The 15,749-nt window shown below is 68.5% G+C and carries 22 protein-coding genes; 9 read left to right on the top strand and 13 right to left on the bottom strand.

Translation table 11 applies throughout. From position 1 onward, the window contains the following. From Q0Q23_RS15540 to Q0Q23_RS15530, 3 genes are all read right to left on the bottom strand, one after another. Positions 1-364 (bottom strand): site-specific integrase (locus tag Q0Q23_RS15540; RefSeq protein WP_295125980.1); only part of this gene is annotated, 364 nt, incomplete at its 3' end. 218 nt (positions 365-582) lie between these two features. Beyond that, positions 583-1,638: a DNA-processing protein DprA gene (gene dprA, locus Q0Q23_RS15535; RefSeq protein ID WP_295125976.1), complete on the bottom strand. Its 1,056-nt coding sequence runs from the start codon at positions 1,636-1,638 to the stop codon at positions 583-585. Next, complete coding sequence (locus tag Q0Q23_RS15530) at positions 1,635-2,264, bottom strand: ATP-binding protein (RefSeq protein ID WP_295125984.1); 630 nt, start codon at positions 2,262-2,264, stop codon at positions 1,635-1,637. Before Q0Q23_RS15530 ends, dprA begins: the two co-directional genes overlap by 4 nt. Before the next feature lie 21 nt (positions 2,265-2,285). On the opposite strand from Q0Q23_RS15530, the gene Q0Q23_RS15525 reads away from it, so the two are divergent. From Q0Q23_RS15525 to Q0Q23_RS15500, 6 genes are all read left to right on the top strand, one after another. Beyond that, positions 2,286-3,926 (top strand): recombinase family protein, encoded by a 1,641-nt coding sequence (locus Q0Q23_RS15525; protein ID WP_295125973.1) that lies wholly within the window; start codon positions 2,286-2,288, stop codon positions 3,924-3,926. A gap of 751 nt (positions 3,927-4,677) precedes the next feature. After that, entirely contained in the window at positions 4,678-4,938 is a 261-nt protein-coding gene (locus Q0Q23_RS15520; RefSeq protein WP_295125970.1) for a hypothetical protein, read from the top strand. 57 nt (positions 4,939-4,995) lie between these two features. Then, positions 4,996-5,778, top strand: coding sequence for a hypothetical protein (locus tag Q0Q23_RS15515; protein ID WP_295125967.1), 783 nt, complete (start codon positions 4,996-4,998; stop codon positions 5,776-5,778). Next, positions 5,775-6,002 carry a hypothetical protein gene (locus Q0Q23_RS15510; protein ID WP_295125964.1) on the top strand — a complete coding sequence of 76 codons (228 nt, stop codon included), beginning with the start codon at positions 5,775-5,777 and terminating at the stop codon, positions 6,000-6,002. The genes Q0Q23_RS15515 and Q0Q23_RS15510 overlap by 4 nt, the downstream gene beginning before the upstream one ends. 103 nt (positions 6,003-6,105) lie before the next feature. Further along, positions 6,106-6,306, top strand: a complete 201-nt coding sequence (locus Q0Q23_RS15505; RefSeq protein ID WP_295125961.1) for a hypothetical protein — start codon at positions 6,106-6,108, stop codon at positions 6,304-6,306. A 118-nt stretch (positions 6,307-6,424) separates the two neighbouring features. Then, the gene (locus tag Q0Q23_RS15500) at positions 6,425-6,862 is read left to right on the top strand and encodes a hypothetical protein (RefSeq protein WP_295125958.1); all 438 of its coding nucleotides are present in this window, start codon (positions 6,425-6,427) and stop codon (positions 6,860-6,862) included. Between the two features lie 65 nt (positions 6,863-6,927). Here Q0Q23_RS15500 and Q0Q23_RS15495 read toward each other — a convergent pair whose 3' ends face one another. Then, on the bottom strand, positions 6,928-7,176 hold the full coding sequence (locus tag Q0Q23_RS15495; RefSeq protein WP_295125955.1) for a hypothetical protein: 249 nt from the start codon (positions 7,174-7,176) through the stop codon (positions 6,928-6,930). A gap of 179 nt (positions 7,177-7,355) precedes the next feature. Here Q0Q23_RS15495 and Q0Q23_RS15490 point away from each other — a divergent pair, with 179 nt between their 5' ends. Further along, positions 7,356-7,721, top strand: coding sequence for a hypothetical protein (locus Q0Q23_RS15490; RefSeq protein ID WP_295125952.1), 366 nt, complete (start codon positions 7,356-7,358; stop codon positions 7,719-7,721). Positions 7,722-8,235: 514 nt separating this feature from the next. Here the strand turns inward: Q0Q23_RS15490 and Q0Q23_RS15485 are convergent. After that, complete coding sequence (locus tag Q0Q23_RS15485) at positions 8,236-9,555, bottom strand: hypothetical protein (RefSeq protein WP_295125949.1); 1,320 nt, start codon at positions 9,553-9,555, stop codon at positions 8,236-8,238. A gap of 118 nt (positions 9,556-9,673) precedes the next feature. Between Q0Q23_RS15485 and Q0Q23_RS15480 the strand changes: the two genes are divergently transcribed. Together Q0Q23_RS15480 and Q0Q23_RS15475 are read left to right on the top strand one after the other, a co-directional pair. Continuing rightward, positions 9,674-10,192: a hypothetical protein gene (locus tag Q0Q23_RS15480; RefSeq protein WP_295125946.1), complete on the top strand. Its 519-nt coding sequence runs from the start codon at positions 9,674-9,676 to the stop codon at positions 10,190-10,192. A 134-nt stretch (positions 10,193-10,326) separates the two neighbouring features. After that, the gene (locus Q0Q23_RS15475; protein ID WP_295125943.1) at positions 10,327-10,539 is read left to right on the top strand and encodes a hypothetical protein; all 213 of its coding nucleotides are present in this window, start codon (positions 10,327-10,329) and stop codon (positions 10,537-10,539) included. Here the strand turns inward: Q0Q23_RS15475 and Q0Q23_RS15470 are convergent. The 8 genes from Q0Q23_RS15470 to rplS form a co-directional block, all read right to left on the bottom strand. Then, complete coding sequence (locus Q0Q23_RS15470; RefSeq protein WP_295125941.1) at positions 10,536-11,360, bottom strand: DUF5677 domain-containing protein; 825 nt, start codon at positions 11,358-11,360, stop codon at positions 10,536-10,538. The genes Q0Q23_RS15475 and Q0Q23_RS15470 overlap by 4 nt on opposite strands. Positions 11,361-11,424: 64 nt before the next feature. Beyond that, positions 11,425-12,039, bottom strand: a complete 615-nt coding sequence (locus Q0Q23_RS15465; RefSeq protein WP_295125938.1) for an HIRAN domain-containing protein — start codon at positions 12,037-12,039, stop codon at positions 11,425-11,427. Positions 12,040-12,048: 9 nt separating this feature from the next. After that, entirely contained in the window at positions 12,049-13,008 is a 960-nt protein-coding gene (locus Q0Q23_RS15460; RefSeq protein WP_295125934.1) for an ATP-binding protein, read from the bottom strand. Next, positions 13,008-13,364 (bottom strand): YraN family protein, encoded by a 357-nt coding sequence (locus Q0Q23_RS15455; protein ID WP_295125931.1) that lies wholly within the window; start codon positions 13,362-13,364, stop codon positions 13,008-13,010. The genes Q0Q23_RS15460 and Q0Q23_RS15455 overlap by 1 nt, the downstream gene beginning before the upstream one ends. Before the next feature lie 105 nt (positions 13,365-13,469). Then, on the bottom strand, positions 13,470-13,793 hold the full coding sequence (locus Q0Q23_RS15450) for a DUF2469 family protein (protein ID WP_018190696.1): 324 nt from the start codon (positions 13,791-13,793) through the stop codon (positions 13,470-13,472). Continuing rightward, positions 13,786-14,487, bottom strand: a complete 702-nt coding sequence (locus tag Q0Q23_RS15445; RefSeq protein ID WP_295125920.1) for a ribonuclease HII — start codon at positions 14,485-14,487, stop codon at positions 13,786-13,788. Before Q0Q23_RS15445 ends, Q0Q23_RS15450 begins: the two co-directional genes overlap by 8 nt. After that, positions 14,484-15,218 (bottom strand): signal peptidase I, encoded by a 735-nt coding sequence (gene lepB, locus Q0Q23_RS15440; protein WP_295125917.1) that lies wholly within the window; start codon positions 15,216-15,218, stop codon positions 14,484-14,486. Before lepB ends, Q0Q23_RS15445 begins: the two co-directional genes overlap by 4 nt. A 94-nt stretch (positions 15,219-15,312) precedes the next feature. Then, complete coding sequence (rplS, locus tag Q0Q23_RS15435) at positions 15,313-15,660, bottom strand: 50S ribosomal protein L19 (RefSeq protein WP_295125914.1); 348 nt, start codon at positions 15,658-15,660, stop codon at positions 15,313-15,315. Positions 15,661-15,749: the final 89 nt, after the last annotated feature.

The raw sequence follows: 15,749 nt of genomic DNA, 5'->3' as shown, positions 1-15,749 counted from the left end.
GCTGCGCAGAGCCGATCTGCGGGGATCCGTCGGGCTGCGCAGAGCCGATCTGCGGCGAGCCGTCGGCGTGACCCGAATCGCGGCCGGCCGTGGAACCGTTGCGAGCGGTCCAGGAGCTGAACCCGCGGGCGGCGGCGGAGCGGCGGGCGAGCGTCGCTTTGGCGAGTTGCCGCTGGGAGCCGTCCCACAGCCAGTCGCGGAACAGGTCGAGGGTCAGGTGCTCCGTGGCCGTCACCCGACGCTCCCGGGCGAACTGCTCCAACTGCGTCAGGTCGGACCGGTACGCGCGCACCGTCTGCGGGGAGTAACCGCGCTCGACCGCCAGATGGCGCAAGTAGCCGTCGACCGCGAGCCGGAGATCCACGCTCCCAGCATGCGACACCGGTCGCCCCGAGGATGCCGCGGCGCACCGGAACCGGACGGATTGCGATCGGCGATGCACGAGAGCGACGCGGTGGTCGACCCGAGGTGCCCGCGTGGGGCGACCCGCTGGTGCCCGCGCTCGTTCCTTCCCGATCCTTCCCGGCGCCGCAGGCCGGGACCGCGCCGCCGCGATTCAGATCGTTCGTCCGCCCCCGCAACTCACGCACCTGCGTCGGCCACCGCTCCGTACGGTTCGGCCAGCTCGGCCATCTCGTCCGGTGTCGTCACGCACGTGGCCGCGTATTCGCGGATGAGGCGGTGGCAGCCCTCGGACGCTTTGGACGTGACCGGTCCGGGCACCGCGCCGAGGGGGCGTCCGAGCTGCGCCGCGTGCCCGGCGGTGTTCAAGGATCCCGAGCGCGCGCCCGCTTCCACGACGACGGTCGCACTGCTGGCTGCCGCGATCAACCTGTTGCGCATCAGGAAGCGCCACCGTGTGGGCGTGGAGCCCGGGGGAAGTTCGGCGATGAGCAGGCCTTCGCGCGCCACGCGCCGGAGGAGATCGTCGTTGCCCGCCGGGTAGAGGCGGTCGACGCCGCCGGCGAGGAAGGCGGCGGTCAGCTGCTCGCTCGAGAGCGCAGCGCGGTGGGCCGCCGCGTCCACCCCGTACGCACCGCCGGAGACGATCGCGAAGCCGCGATCGCTGAGCCCTGCCGCACTGTCGAGCGTCACATGCTCGCCGTAGCCGCTCGCGGCTCGCGCACCCACCAGCGCGACCGAGCGCGAGAGCAGCGGCAACCGCGCCGGGTCGCCGCGCACCCACAGCGCCAGCGGAGCGCCGTGCTCGAGATCATCGACGGGCGCGGGCCAGAGCGGGTGCTCCGGCGTCACGAACCGGGCGCCGAGGCGGCCGCCCCGTTCGACGGGCGCCCAGACCGGTCCGGCCGGAAGCCGCCCTCGCCAGCGCGCCAGGGCGTCGCGCAACCGGGCGATCGACAGACCGGGAGGTGTCGCTGTCGCATCGACGGCCGCTCTGACCTGCTCCGGCGTCGCGCCGCTCGTCAGCGCCTCCAGCACGCTCGGCGCACCCAGCGCCCCGACGAGCGCCACGGCGTCAGTGTCTCCCGGCTCGCAGGCCGCCGATAACGCGACCCGGGCCACAGCAGCGACGGCGGCGCCTTCATGCTGGTAAGCATCGCCCGGCGCCGTCGATGCGACGAGCGATGCCAGCTCACGCGACGTGAGCCCGGCGATCCTCTGCAGCGCCGCCGTCACGCCCCGGCCCCTCGCCGCAGATAGAGTGCCCGGCCGATGTGATCGGCGGTGGGGCTGGAAGCGCCGTCGAGGTCGGCGATCGTCCAGGCGACCCGGAGGGTGCGGTCGTAGCCGCGCATGGTCACGGCGCCGCGCTCCAGCGCCCGGTCCAGTGACGCGCGGGCGGCGGGGGGCACGCGCCGCTGTGCGGAGCGCAGCCACGGTCCTGCTGCTTGCGCATTGGTGCTCCAGCCGGTTCCGGCGAGCCGTTCGGCCGCCGTCGCCCTGGCGCGCTCCACGCGCGATCGGAGTTCTGCGCTCGTACGAGTCGGAGCCGAGCCGTCGGACCCGGTCCGCAGCGCGCCCAGGCCGAGGCGGCGCACCGTGAGCCGCAGGTCGATGCGGTCGAGCAGCGGTCCGGACAGCCGCGCGAAGTAGCGGCGGCGCGCGATCGGCGTGCAGCTGCACTCCTCGTCGGCCGAACCGTAACGGCCGCAGGGGCAGGGGTTGGAGGCGAGCACCAGCTGGAAGCGCGCCGGGAACGCCGCCGTGCCGTTCGCCCGATGGATCGTGATCCCCCCGGACTCCAGCGGCTGCCGCAGGGCGTCCAGTACGCTCGCGGGAAACTCGGCCGCCTCGTCGAGCATCACCTAGTTACACTTCTAGCCATGAGCAAGCCCACCCGACGCCGCGCCGTCCTGTACTGCCGCATCAGCCGCACCACCGAGGAGAGCGTCTCGCTGGAACGTCAGCGCCGGGACCTGGAGAAGCTGTGCGAGCTCGAAGGCTGGGACGTCGTCGACGTCATCACGGACGACGGGAAGAGCGGCACGAAGGATCGAGCGGAAGCAACGCGCGCCCTCGACATGCTGCGATCCGGAACCGCAGACACTCTACTTGTGTGGGCGTTCGACCGCTGGAGTCGCCAGGGTCTTCGAGCCGTCGCGGACCTGATCGAGGTTATGCGCGAGCGGAAGTCGGCGCGCTTCTACGCGAAGAAGGACGGCCTCCGCTCTGATCAGCCCGCCTGGCGGATCATCGCGTCCGTGCTCGCGGAGGTGGCGGCGATGGAGGCCGAGAACACATCCGCGCGAATCCTTGCGGCTCGCGCCGCGCACCTGAGCAAGACTGCGCCCGAGGAGCAACGCTTCCTCGGCGGTCGCGCTCCGTTCGGCTATCGGCCCGTGCCGAACCCGCATGGTCCCGGGAAGGCGCTCGCGGTCGACGAGTACGAGGCCCACGTCGTCCGCGAGGTCGCCGCACGCCTGGTCGCTGGCGAGACTCTGACGAAGGCGACGCTCTGGCTCGACGCCGAGGGCGTACCGACGCCACAGAGCCCCGCCCGACGCGCACGACAGGCCGGAGCACCGATGGACGGACTCCACCGCGGCGCATGGCGCGTGACGACCGTCCGCAACCTCTGGCGATCGGAGACCCTTATCGGCCGGACAACGCAGAAGCAGCCGATCCGAGGCGCAGACGGTCAACCACTCATCGGCGCCGACGGCCGCCCGAAGTACGAGACGCGAACAGTCGTCGACGACGCCGGGCTCCCTATCCAGCGCTGGGAGCCGATCCTCGACTTCGATACCTACGCGCAGCTCCAGGCGCGCCTCCCCCAGGTCGGCCGCGTACAGCCGCGCCGGACGGTCTCCTGGCTTACGAACGTCGCGCGCTGCGCCGGGTGCGGCGGCAAGCTCTACGCGCAGAAAGTCCGCCGTCGCGGAGAAGAGGCGCTGTACTTCCGCTGCGCCCAAAAGGGCTACGTCCTGGAGCCGTGCACGGCGCCCGCGACGGTTCGCGTTGACCGGCTGGAAGAGTACGTCGAGGCCGCCTTCCTCCGTGCGGCGGGATCGCATCCGGAGCTGGAGCGCGTCGAGCGCGTCATCGCCCCGGACGTGGCGCAGGAGGCGCGAGACGTAGCCCAGGCGATCCAGGACACGCTGTCCGCCATGGGGCGCGACGGCGCCGACCTCCCGACACTTTCGCGCCAGCTCGAAGAGCTGAAAACGCGGCGGACCGCACTCCGCGAGCTCCCCTCCTCAACCGAGGTCGAGCTCCGACCGACCGGTCGCACGCTCGCCGAAGTCTGGGCCGAGCTCGGCGACGATCTCGACGGACGCCGCGAGCACCTGCGGCAGGTCGTTACCGGCGTTGTCGTGAAGCGGACCGCCCGCAACGGCACTCGGGCGCCGCTGGACGCCGAGCGCGTGCGCCTCGTCTGGAACGCCGACCACGGCTTCGAGCTCGACGAACCCGCCGCCCTCCCCGAGTCGGCCTCCGGCGCGCTGAAGATTCGCCTGCGCTGAGACGCACGCGGGGGCCCAGTGCGCCGGTCCTGGCGCCGGGCGGCGGCGACGCCTGACGTTTCATGGTGAATGACTGACGAAACGTCAGGGCGCCGATTTGGCTCCTGACCTGGGAAAAGAGTCTCGGATTCGATCTTTCCTGACGATTCGGGGTCTATCTCCCTATTCCTTGCATAACGAGTCTCTCTCTTATGAATGGAACAGAGAATGACGTTTGAAACGTCATGTTCGTCAGCCACCGCCATACGGCGGCCAGTCGTACCGAGGGCGGCGCCCGCCCCCGCGAAGTCGTCCGAGCCGATCCGGCGCCCTTGCCCTCTCTACTAGTGACCCGCTCCGACCGCCGAGGGCGCGTGCGGGGACGGGCGTTGTGTTTCGGCGGTCGAGCGACGCACCCGGCGTCTGGCCCTCTCACCTAGTGAGACGGAGAAGACGTAACCCTGGCCCTCTCAACTAGTGAGGGCGGAGAGTCAGAGGTAACCCTGGCCCTCTCTACTGGTGAGGGATGTGTCCGCGTAGGGCTGGCCCTCTCTACTAGTGAGGCCCCTAGGTCTTCTCCTACCGGCGCGATCTGAGCGCCGAGCTCCTGCCCTCTGAGTGGCGGAGCACGCGCGGCGAGGGATCACCGCGCCGGGTGCGCGAGCCGATCTCCTGTCGGCTCATATGGGACGCGCGCCCACCACTTCGGCCCGTCGGCTTCGGCGGGCCGCTTTTCTTTTGCCGACTACACGTTCGAACGCCGGGAGGCACCGTGGCAACTTACATCGCGAGCTGCGCCCATTGTGGAGCCCTGTTCGAGGCGGAGCGCGCCGGACACCGATTCTGCTCGACCGCCCACCGTGCCGCCGACTGGCGCGAACGTCGGGCCGCCGCTCACCAGGAGGACGCCGAGCTCCGTCGCCTCGGCGCTGACCTCCTCGGCCGCCTCACGCGAGCCGTGATCGAAGGCGCTTCAGAGCCCGAGCTCGACGAGGTTCTCGCCGAGGCCCGCCGCGTACTCCCCGAGCGCTGAGCGCTCCCCAGCCCTCGCCAGGCAGTCCCGCCCGGCGCCATTTGAAAGGAAGCACCAATGAGTGAACTTCGACCCCAGACGGACGCCGAGCGCGCCGACGCGATGGAGCGCTCGATCTCCCAGGCTATGAGCGAGTCCCTCGCAGCCGACGCCGAGCGAGCTCGTACCGAGCGTGCCGAGCGCGCCGCGCGCCGACCGAAGCCGAGCGACGACGGCTCTCGCTACCGTTCCGGCCACGGACAGGCCTCCTACGCGCTTCCATCGGCTCACCCGCCGATCGAACTCGTGAACGCCGTCCCCGAGCTCGGAGAGCTCTATCAGGCATGGCAGGCCGAGAACACGAAGGGCGCTGAGCTCGCCTCGGCGTGGAGCTCGGCGGCAAGCGAGCGGATCGCGCTCTTCGACGGCATCGACACCCGAGACGGTAGCCCGCGGCGACGCCCCGGCGTCTCCGTCGACGACGTCGACGCCGCCCGACTGCGCGAGCGAGAGGCTGAGCAGGCCGCGCAGCGTCAGACGTCGCGCTCCCTGGCCGCACTGAAGAACTTCGACGACGCGGCGCATGAGCCTGAGCTCCGCGGCATCCGTGAGCGGCTCATGGCCCCCGTCGCGCTCGAAGCTCACGCGCGCCTGAAGTCTGCGTGGGCTGAGCTCCTCTCAGCGGCGGCGGAGCGCCAGAACGCCTTCGAGAAGGCAGGCGCTCCCGGCCGCCCGTGGGAGCGCCTCGTTTACACGCCGCTTACCTCGACGCGACAGGACGCAGAACGGTACTTCCAGACGATGATCGACGCCTTCGACACGCGCGCACTGGAGGCTCTCGCGGGAAGGGGTCACGCATGAACCGCGCCGCGATCTCCGCGCTCGTCGATGACGTCCTGGAGCGATCACCTTTCCCGGCGACCCTCGCCGAGAACGACGCCCAGACGCAGCGCCGCGTAACGCGAATGGCACGCGCACAGGGCGTCGAGCCTGAGGCCCTGTACGCGAGCGCGGTTGCCGAGCGGAAGGCCACCCGAGCCGACCTGGCAGAGGCTCGCGCGCTCGCCCTGGCGACCCGCGGATGACAGGCACACCGAACCTCTTCGACGGCACCCTCTACGCCCCCGCGGTGAACGCCGACGGCACGGAGCACGAGGGCGGCGCCGAGCCGATCCCGCTCCTGGACGAGTGGAACCTCTGACGCCGGACGACGTCGACGCCCGCTTCGCCGAGATCATCGCTCGCGAGCGTGGCGTCGGCCGTCGCGTCCGGAGTTACCTCGTCGGCCGTGCGATCGGTGCGACCGTCCTCGCTCTCGTCACTGTCGGCGCCCTTATCCGCGTCGTCGGCGTCTTCCTCGCCGCCTGGAAGTACCTCCTCGGCGGCTAACAACCCCGGCCGGACCGCACCCGGCCGACCCCTACGGGCGCGAGCGCTACAGGCCGCGCCGCGGGATGGACACCCGCGCCCCATGAACGCTAACAGTCACATCACCCTCTCCCCGAGCGTGATCGAGGCGACCACCGAGCGGACCCGACGAGGCGCTCGACGGCTCGACTACCTGACCCGTGCCACCCACGCGGAAATCACGCCAGAGCGGCTCCTCGGCTCGCTTAGCCGCGAGCAGTGGCTAGTGATGTCCGATCGCGAGCGAGCCGATCATCTCTTCGAGCGTCTACTGAAGGAGAACCTTTCGACCGAACGGGATCGGAAGGCGCGCCGCCTTGCTCGGCGTAGAGAAGAGCGAGGGGTGACGCCCGCCGAATCAGCGGTCGCCCCCGATGCGTCAGCCGTGGCCTCCGAGATCATGCCTCCGACGGCGTCATGGTTCGTCGCCTGCGCGTGCGGCTGTGGCGAGTGGCTGACTGCGCGTAGCCACCGTCCCGCGATCGCCTACGCCTCGGGGCACCGCGCGAAGCAGAAGCGAAGTGCCGCCACTCGCTAGATGACAAACCCCCGCCCCCATTAATCAGACGACCCCCTCCGCCGTAGCCGAGGGGGTCGTCTGGTTCAGACGTCTTGCCGGTCCCGTGTATCCGATGCCGTGACCTCGGCGTCATCCTCCGAGAAGCTCACCGTCGCGTAGGCCTTCGCCAGGCGGTCGAAGATCGCGTCGCTTAGCTCCTTCGGATCGGTCCGCCCCTCGGCCTCGAAGTCGTGCATAGCGTGCAGTATGTCCACGAGGTAGCCGAGCTCCTCCTGGTTCTCCCAGGCGGCGCGCTCGATCACTGTTGCTAGCACTTCATATCGGTCTGCCATTCGTCCTCCTCTGACGTCTCTGTCATCGAGTATGGCGCCTGCCTATGTCACATCGAGGGCGCCGACACGACCAGACCCTGGGCACCCCCCTCCCCCCTCCCCCGTCCCTCGCGGATCGGTCCGGCATGGCGCCTGCCTGTCGCTGCCGGTAGCGCTCCGTTTTTTGGAAAGGCCCACATATGACAGACATCCACCCCGAAGCGGAAGTCTGGGAGCTCCCGGCCGACTGGACCGACGGAGCTCGCGATCTCTTCCTGAGCGTGATCGAGCAGCGTCCGGACCTCGCAGGCGCCGAGCTCGGCGCCCTGGAGCAAGCCGCAGCCCTTCACTCCTCTGCGGAGCGCCTCGACGAGGTCAGCGTCGCCGCGGGCATGGTCGCCCTCGGCTCGATGGGACAGACGATCGTCCACCCCGCGGTCGCGGAGGCTCGACTAGCCCGGGTCGCCTCGGCGAGCATCCTCGCCCGTCTCGTCCCGGCAACAGCCGGCCCCATGACTAACTCGCAGCGAGGCCGCCGCGCAGCGCAGGCGAGGTACGCGAAATGAGGCGCCCAGCTCGTGCTCCCAGCGAGCGAGACGTCCTCACCGTCATGCCGCGCGGTCGGTCTGGCGCGCTTCCAGCGTGGCAGCCCGGTCGCGCCGTCGGCGGATGGTCGCCGGAAGCCGTTGCCGACTCAGCCCTCGAATATGCGGAGCTCAACGCAGCTCTCCCCGACGACCGTCAACGCCTCGCCCGCGCTGCCTATCTCGCTCTCATGGCGGAGCTCCCCAGCGTCAAACGCGCGGAGATCGAAGCGCGCCTCCGCGGAGAGCTGCGTGGGAAGGCTTCAGGAGAGCGGGCGAGCGATGACGACACTGGTCCCCCGTTCTAGGCGTTAGAACCGCTGTGGCAGAGTTGAGGGAGCGCCTCGGCCTCCCGGCCGAAACGCTCGAAGACGAGGAGCTCCCCACGCAGAGGCGGCCCTCGAAGACGCCGCAACTCTCGTCCGGCCGGAGGCCTCGGATACCTACCTCACAGGCCGGGAGATCGCATAGCTTCGGTATGCCGAGTCCGCTCCGCCTATGAAGTTGCTCCGGGAAGCTCCACCTGCTCCTTGTAGAAGAAGACAAGCCACCCGAGTGCCGTGACCGAGTTGATCGTCCGCGTTCCGTTCTCGGGGTCCGTCTCGCGGACTACGAGGTTGCAGTCAACGAGCGCCGTGACTGAACTCGTGAGCTGCTGCTGGTTGACGAATCCGTATTCCTCGAACTCACTCGAACCCGCGCGCCCGTTCTTCGCGCACAGGTCAACGAAGAACTGCCAGACTCTCGGCTGAACGCCGCTCGCATCCGATCGAGCCTGTTCCGCCTTTTCGACAAGCCACGCCTGGAGAAGGGCATCGCGCTCGTCAGGACCAGGAAGGTCCTTTCCTGAGTCGAGATACTCTTGCGCAAGCCAGTCAGAAAACTCCTGCGCGAATTCCAGCGCGTTGCGGAGGTTGCGATGCAGCGCCTGGTACAGGAACTCGAAGCCCTCCGGCGTCACAGGAGCTTCGGCCGTGGTTTCGCCGAAGTAGCTGATGCGGCGATGGATAGCTTCCACTGCGGACTCATCGTCGAGGGCGCGGACTTGCATGGCCGAGCGGATCACGCCGCTGAGGCGCTCTGTCCGAGCGCGAGAGACAATTCCTCTCGACCCACACAGAACCCACCGAATTCCCGGAATATTGAACACCCGATCACGTAGCTGATCGAGCGTCGTGCGCGCGTTGCCTACCGACTCCAGGACCTCCAGGTTGTCTAGGACACAGACGATGCCGCCGCCGTTCTCACCGAACACGAGAGCGAGCTGCCTGCGAATCTCTTCCTGGAACCCTGACGCCGTGTACCCGTCCGAAGTATTCGGCTCGGACCCATAGCCCATCTGGACGCTCACTGTGGCGACGCCGCCGCCGCCAGAGACATTCTCGAAGACCGGTCGCGTCAGCCACTCTTCCCAGCCGTCCGTCTCAGGCTCAGGCAAGCCGACATGGGAGAAGGACCCACGGTACTTCAGGAGAGTCTGGGCTATGCCCCGAAACAGCTCGTGCTCGAACGCGGCTGCCGTGTCGGTCGGCTGAAAGGTCCGGACCGCGGGAATGAAGAGCACTCGCTCACGAGCTTCCATGCACTGCTTCGCCATGCGATAGGTTGCGACGTTGATCAAGCTGGTCTTCCCTACGCCGACGGGCCCCTCAACGGAAGGATGGGCTCCGCCAGACCCGATCGCCCGCTGGAGCGCCTGAATCTCGCTGTCTCGCCCGACGATCAGCATGTCCCCCTCCTCGGCCGCGGGCAGGGTGTCCTGACTGTAAGGGTTCTCTCGGAAGCCGAACGAGGGCCATATGGCGAAGAGCGTCATGTACGGATGTTATCGAGCGCGGACGAGACTTTCGTGGAGCGGCGTGGGAGCGCCTTCGACGCACGGCCCGCGATCTGTCCGGCCACGACGCCAGGCCCTCCATCGGTAGGATTCGCCTATGTTCGAGGCAGTGATCGCGGGGCTGTTCGCCCTGGTGGGTGCGTTTGGCGGCGCCCTTCTCGGCCGCCGCTGGAAGTCGAAGGACGCTCTCGTGGCCGCTCGGAGGGAGTGGGCCGAGGAAGTCCTCAGCGGCACGCTCCAGCAAACGATCGCTGAAGTAGCGACGACGCTCAGCGTCTCGTCTCGGCGACCGGTTCCGCCTGCCGCGCTTCAGCTCACTGACCCCTCAGCGCTGGCTATCGGCCAGTGGCTCGCTCGACGAATCCAGCGAGTGCAGTACGCGCTGATAGAAGTCCAGCGCGACCGGCCCGACGATATCGCTACCGTTCGAGACGACGCCTTCGCCTACCACCAGGACACGATCGACCGTTTTGGTGCGTGGGCTCGCGGCGACATGCCCTTCGCTCGGCGCCGAGTGCTCTGGGAGTCGGCGCGCGTCTTTCGGCGCCCCCTTCGTACGGCGCGCGAACGTCAGCGCGACAACCGCGCGATACGTCCAGGCGTGCCGCAGCCATAAACGTCCCCGACAAATCCCTCGCGCCCCGCTCGCGCACGAAAGGCCCCCGGCCGAGCTCCTCGCTCAGTCGGGGGCCTTTCGTCATTGTGGGAGGCGTACAGCGTCGCGCGCCGCCCTTCGCTATCGTCAACGCCATGACGCCCGAAGAGATACGCGCCCGCATCGCCCTACGCCCGGCCGAGGAGCCCCTTCCCGAGTCGATCGCGCACGCGGCCTACTGGGCGCTCGTGGACCTTCAGGAGGCCGGAGGGAGCTCTGCCGAGAAGGCCGCCATGATTCGCGACTTCGCCGCCATGAAGGCCGAGCTGCTCCACGCGCTCGCCGAGCTTGCGGACCGTGACGGCTAGCGGCTGTGCCCCTGCCGCATCGCGAGACGAGACGCTGCCGCCTCTCGGCGGGAAATCCTGCGTTGAATGGTCGGCGAGACTCCGAGGGTCTCAGCAACCTCTCGCAAGGAGTCTCGCATCGGGTGCTCGACGGCGATCGTGTCCCAGGCCGTTAGCGCGAGATGCATCAGCAGCGGATGGAGCTGAAAGACCTGCTCCGCCACCGCGAACTCGTTCTCAGGCGAGTACGTAACGCCCAGAGGAGCGTCCGCCGTCCTCTCAGCCGGGCGCAAGTAGTGATCCATGAGCGGCGTCCCAGCGTGCGAGTACCCCGAGAGCTCGCGATACCCGACGTACAGCCAGTCCATTCCGGCGAGCGAAAGAGCACGTTGTTCGAACTTGTGTGCCTCAGCCGAGTACGCCTCTGATTCGTCTCGAACGTTCTGCTCCAGGTCTTCTATGACATCCGAAGCATCGGCCCCGGAAAGCCGAGCTAGTCCCCTGGCGAGTTTCAGCCGTTCCTTCGCTCCCTCCAGCCCGGCCGCCCGGCCGGAGTTCGGCGTCACGGCGAACCATGCTGCCGTGACCGCACACTCCATCGTGAGCCGTAGCAACGGCACAGCTTGAACCAGCATGTTTCTCGTCACAAGTGTCGATATGGCATCTGCAAGATTCGCCGCATGATCAACATGCGCGAGCGTGCTGAGCGCCCTCGATGCGCTTCGGTCGAGCACTGTCAGCGCTTCGGGCGGATTCGCGCGCCATAGCTCAACGAGCTGAGACGCGACCTCGACCGACTCCGCGATGGTCTGTCGTTCCTCGAACTGTTCTCCCCCGGTCATTGCCCCTCCCAGATACAGTCAATGGGGACACTCGGACCTGGCGGTCTAGACACGCCAGGAGCTCTCAACCGCCGATGTCTGATTCATCACGACCGGTTCTCGCGACGGCTCGGAGGTCCGGCACCCGTGGAACGTCGACCCAGAGCCGGATCGAGTTACCGAGCACCGATGTTCCTCCCACCCGATATGCATCTGCGCCCATCGCGTCGAGCAGCGGCGCCAGCGATGCCGCCTTCGCGGCTGAGAGATATCCGACCTTCCGACCGCCGCCGTACACAGCAACAGCCGACGAGTCGTGAGTGTTCGTCGGCTCGCGGACGAGGAGATACTCCGTTCCGCCGTAAGTCGCGCGTGCCGAGTCGGAAACCCAATGGGCCGAGCCGACGATACGCATCCGGACGGAAGGCACTTCGCGCAGATCGCGAACGTTGAGCGATCGCTCGTCGATCGTGACCTTCCGCGATCGGCCGCCCCCCGAGACGCGCGGCGTCTTCGCGCGCATCTCCATGGCCCAGTCGTCGAGCGTCTTTCCATCATCATCTACGGCGACATGCTCCACGACGCCGCCCGGCCTCTGTATCGTCACCTGGCGGATAGACGCCGGGCCAGGCTGAAGCGCCGCACCGAGAGGCTTCGGCTGCGTCCCCTTGCCGCGCCGCCAGCGGTCGAGAAATCCCATGGGGCGATGCTAGCGCCTGCTGTGTCGTATCCAGGTGATGCTTGCTTCGTCGAGGAACAGCACCCCGTTCGTCGCTCTCACGATCGCGCCGGGGACGAGCCGCGTGCTCCCGCCACCCACCAGGGCCACGGCCGAGGCCGTGTGGTGCGGGGCTTCGAACGGCGGCCGATGCACCAGCGCGCCGCCCACTCCCCGTCCGGCGAGCGAACGGATGGAGGTGGACTCCAGAGCCTGCTCCGCGGTCAGGTCGGGAAGCAACGACGGCAGGCGCCGCGCGAGCATCGTCTTGCCCGCTCCGGGTGGCCCGACCATCGAGACGTTGTGACCGCCGGCGGCCGCCACGACGAACGCGTCGACCGCCTCGTCGTTGCCGGAGACGTCGGCCATGTCGGGCTCGGGCGCGGTCACAGCGACATCGTCCGCCAGCGGAACCGGGTGCTCGTCGACGGGATCGAGTTCGGCGCCGTGCAGGATGGCCGCTGCCCGGAGCCCGACGATGGGCACGACCTCGATGCCCGCCACGAGGGAGGCCTCGTCCGCGTTGGCGGTCGGGACCACCACGCGCCGGAAGCCCGCGTCGCGTGCCGCGAGCACGGCCGGCAGGATGCCGGGAACCGGCCGAAGGCGCCCGTCGAGCCCCAGCTCACCGAGATGCACGGCCGTCGCGGCGGCCTCCGCGGGGATCTCACCGGAGGCCGCCAGCGCGGCGACCGCGATCGCCAGGTCGAACCCCGAGCCCTGCTTGCGCAGCGAAGCCGGCGACAGGTTGACGGTGAGTTTGCGCTGCGTGAGCGCGCATCCCGCGTTCGTCGCCGCCGCGGACACGCGCTTGCGCGACTCGCCGAGCGCCGCATCCGGCAGCCCGATGAGCACGAAGGCCGGCAGCCCGGCCGAGATGTCGGCCTCGACTTCGACGATGTCGCCGCGCACACCGGTGAGGGCGACGGCGAAGGTGCGTGCCACCGCCATCAGGCCACCCCCGCCAGGTGCTCGACCGTCGGCTCCGCGCCGCGGGTGCAGAGAACGGCGATCGCGTCGATGCGGGTGGCGCCCGTAACGGGGCCGTGCGCGCGGCACCACTCCGCTGCGAGTCGACGCAGCCGAGCGGCCTTGGTGGTCGTGATCGCCTCGAACGGATGCCCGTAGGCGGTCGAGCTGCGCGTCTTCACCTCGACGAAGACCGTCGTGCGTCCGTGACGGACGATGAGGTCGAGCTCTCCTGCCGCGCAGCGCCAATTGCGATGCAACACGGTGTACCCGTGCTCTTCCAGCCAGCGTGCCGCAAGCGACTCCCCCTCGCGACCCAGCCGATCCTTCTCTGCCATATGTCCTCCCACGACCAGAGTGGCCGGAGAGGATCGGAGGCGAAGCCGGGCCGGGTAAATCAGTGGAGAAGTCGGCGGATCACGCCGCTGTGGAGGACCAGTCGCTCACTCGTCGAGCGCCAACTCCTTCGGGAGCTCGAACTCCTTGCTCGAGAGCTCCTCGATGTTGACATCCTTGAACGTCAGCACGCGGACCGACTTGACGAACCGGTCGGCGCGGTAGACATCCCACACCCACACGTCGTTCATCGTGAGCTCGAAATAGAAGTCGTGCTCCGTGTCACGCCGCACGAATTCCACCTCGTTCGCGAGGTAGAAGCGGCGCTCGGTCTCGATCACGTACTTGAACTGCGAGACGACGTCCCGGTATTCGCGATACAAAGCCAGCTCGACCTCGCGGTCGTAGTCGTCGAACTCGTCCTCATCCATCGTTCGACAAGTCTAGCTGCGACTCGGCCTCTGTCGGCATGTCGAGGGTCTGGAGGTCCTTGAGCCACGTCAACCGGTGCAGTGCGCTGGGGCCGAGCTCCGCGATCGCGGCGAAGTGCTCCGGCGTCGAATACCCCTTGTTGCTCAGCCAGCCGTATCCCGGATAGTCCTGGTGATGCTGGATCATCAGGCGGTCCCGGTGAACTTTGGCGATGACGGAGGCGGCGGCGACGGACGCGCAGTCCCGGTCGGCCTTGATCCGCGTGACGACACGCGCCGGGCGCATCAGGGCCGGGTTGAGGTAGTCGTAATTGCCGTCGAGGACGAGGGTGCTCTCGCGCACGTCGGCGCCCTGCTCTTCCAGACTCGCCAGGGCGCGGGCTCCCGCGAGCCCGAGGCAGCGCATGATCCCGAGCGCGTCGACCTCCTCGGCCGACGCCAGCCCCACGGCGTGGAAGAGCGACCAGCGGCGGCAGGCAGGCTCGAGCGCCTCCCGCACCGGTTCGGGCAGCAGCTTGGAGTCGCGCAGCCCCGGCGGGATGCGTTTGACGGCCGTGTCGATGACCACCATGCCGACGGCTACCGGGCCGGCGAGGGCTCCCCGCCCCACCTCGTCGACCGCCACGATGGACGTGACACCGTCGCGGTAGAGCGCCTTCTCGAAGCGCAGCGACGGCGTGACCGGGGTCATCATTGCGAGTTCTCCTTCACTGCCCGGAAGGCTTCAGGATAGTCGTCGAGCCAGGTCCATCTGTTCACCGGCCAGCTGATCACCACGGCGCGGCCGACGACGTGGTCGAGCGGTACGAACCCATGGCCCGGGAGCGCCTGGTTGCGCGAGGAGTCCTGCGAGTCGTAGCGGTTGTCTCCCATCACCCAGAGCCGACCCTTCGGCACAGTGACGTCGAACGCCAGCGTCGCCGCGTTCTTCCGACCGGGCGGGAGCTGGATGTACGGCTCGACGATCGGCGTGCCGTTGACCCTGAGGTGCCCCGCCGTATCGCAGCAGACCACGTGGTCTCCCGGCAGCCCGATGATGCGCTTCACCAGATGATCGTCGCTGTCGGACGCGGAGAGCCCTACGAAGGTGAGGGCGGTGTCCGCCGCCTGCCCCAACGGATCGCGTGCCACAGGTCGCGACGGCGGCAGCCAGCCCCCGGGATCGCGAAAGACCACGACATCGCCGCGGGTCAGCCCGAACACCGACGGCTGAAGTTCGTTGACCAGGATCTTGTCGTTGATCTGGAGGGTGTTCTCCATCGAGCCCGAGGGGATGTAGAACGAACGGATCACGAAGGTCTTGATCAGGAAGGCCACGAGGAGCGCGATCACGACGACCACGAGCACATCGCGGAGGAAGAGTAGGACGCCGCGGCGGCTGCGCGCCCGCCCGGCCGAGCGCCTCGGCAGCGTCTCATCCGTCATTCGCTCGCCCTACGTCTCGTCCCGGCCGCTCACACGACGGAGCTCCCGGTCCAGTGTAGGACCGGGAGCTCCGTGGAGGGTGTGCGCGAAACGCTCAGTTCTCGCGCTTCTCCTTGATCTTCGCCTTCTTGCCGCGCAGCTCGCGCAGGTAGTACAGCTTGGCGCGGCGGACGTCACCGCGGGTGACGACCTCGATGTGGTCGATGACCGGGGAGTGCACGGGGAACGTGCGCTCGACGCCGACCTGGAAGCTGACCTTGCGGACCGTGAAGGTCTCGCGGACGCCCTCTCCCGAGCGGCCGATCACGACGCCCTGGAAGACCTGGATACGAGAGCGGCTGCCCTCGATGATGTTGACGTGCACCTTGACGGTGTCGCCGGCGCGGAACGCGGGGATGTCCTGCTTGAGGGACGCGGCGTCCACCTGATCGAGGATGTGCATTGCTGTTCGCTCTCTGTACCCGCCGGCAGGTCGGGGACGGACTCGGGGCCGCGCGCTGCAGCGCAGGCGGAGCGGCCGGGATTCGATTG

This window comes from uncultured Leifsonia sp., assembly GCF_945957465.1.
Classification (GTDB): domain Bacteria; phylum Actinomycetota; class Actinomycetes; order Actinomycetales; family Microbacteriaceae; genus Leifsonia.
Note: the sequence above shows the minus strand (reverse complement) of the source record. Positions and strands in the feature narration are given on the sequence as shown.

What these genes read in the sequence shown, in the direction of transcription:
- Q0Q23_RS15450 (WP_018190696.1), bottom strand. Translation starts at nt 13,793, where the DNA reads ATGGATGAGGACGAGTTCGACGACTACGACCGCGAGGTCGAGCTGGCT.
- Q0Q23_RS15455 (WP_295125931.1), bottom strand. Translation starts at nt 13,364, where the DNA reads ATGGCAGAGAAGGATCGGCTGGGTCGCGAGGGGGAGTCGCTTGCGGCA.
- rplS (WP_295125914.1), bottom strand. Translation starts at nt 15,660, where the DNA reads ATGCACATCCTCGATCAGGTGGACGCCGCGTCCCTCAAGCAGGACATC.
- Q0Q23_RS15460 (WP_295125934.1), bottom strand. Translation starts at nt 13,008, where the DNA reads ATGGCGGTGGCACGCACCTTCGCCGTCGCCCTCACCGGTGTGCGCGGC.
- Q0Q23_RS15495 (WP_295125955.1), bottom strand. Translation starts at nt 7,176, where the DNA reads ATGGCAGACCGATATGAAGTGCTAGCAACAGTGATCGAGCGCGCCGCC.
- Q0Q23_RS15445 (WP_295125920.1), bottom strand. Translation starts at nt 14,487, where the DNA reads ATGATGACCCCGGTCACGCCGTCGCTGCGCTTCGAGAAGGCGCTCTAC.
- lepB (WP_295125917.1), bottom strand. Translation starts at nt 15,218, where the DNA reads ATGACGGATGAGACGCTGCCGAGGCGCTCGGCCGGGCGGGCGCGCAGC.
- Q0Q23_RS15525 (WP_295125973.1), top strand. Translation starts at nt 2,286, where the DNA reads ATGAGCAAGCCCACCCGACGCCGCGCCGTCCTGTACTGCCGCATCAGC.
- Q0Q23_RS15470 (WP_295125941.1), bottom strand. Translation starts at nt 11,360, where the DNA reads ATGACCGGGGGAGAACAGTTCGAGGAACGACAGACCATCGCGGAGTCG.
- Q0Q23_RS15490 (WP_295125952.1), top strand. Translation starts at nt 7,356, where the DNA reads ATGACAGACATCCACCCCGAAGCGGAAGTCTGGGAGCTCCCGGCCGAC.
- Q0Q23_RS15475 (WP_295125943.1), top strand. Translation starts at nt 10,327, where the DNA reads ATGACGCCCGAAGAGATACGCGCCCGCATCGCCCTACGCCCGGCCGAG.
- Q0Q23_RS15485 (WP_295125949.1), bottom strand. Translation starts at nt 9,555, where the DNA reads ATGACGCTCTTCGCCATATGGCCCTCGTTCGGCTTCCGAGAGAACCCT.
- Q0Q23_RS15465 (WP_295125938.1), bottom strand. Translation starts at nt 12,039, where the DNA reads ATGGGATTTCTCGACCGCTGGCGGCGCGGCAAGGGGACGCAGCCGAAG.
- Q0Q23_RS15510 (WP_295125964.1), top strand. Translation starts at nt 5,775, where the DNA reads ATGAACCGCGCCGCGATCTCCGCGCTCGTCGATGACGTCCTGGAGCGA.
- Q0Q23_RS15530 (WP_295125984.1), bottom strand. Translation starts at nt 2,264, where the DNA reads ATGCTCGACGAGGCGGCCGAGTTTCCCGCGAGCGTACTGGACGCCCTG.
- Q0Q23_RS15515 (WP_295125967.1), top strand. Translation starts at nt 4,996, where the DNA reads ATGAGTGAACTTCGACCCCAGACGGACGCCGAGCGCGCCGACGCGATG.
- Q0Q23_RS15480 (WP_295125946.1), top strand. Translation starts at nt 9,674, where the DNA reads ATGTTCGAGGCAGTGATCGCGGGGCTGTTCGCCCTGGTGGGTGCGTTT.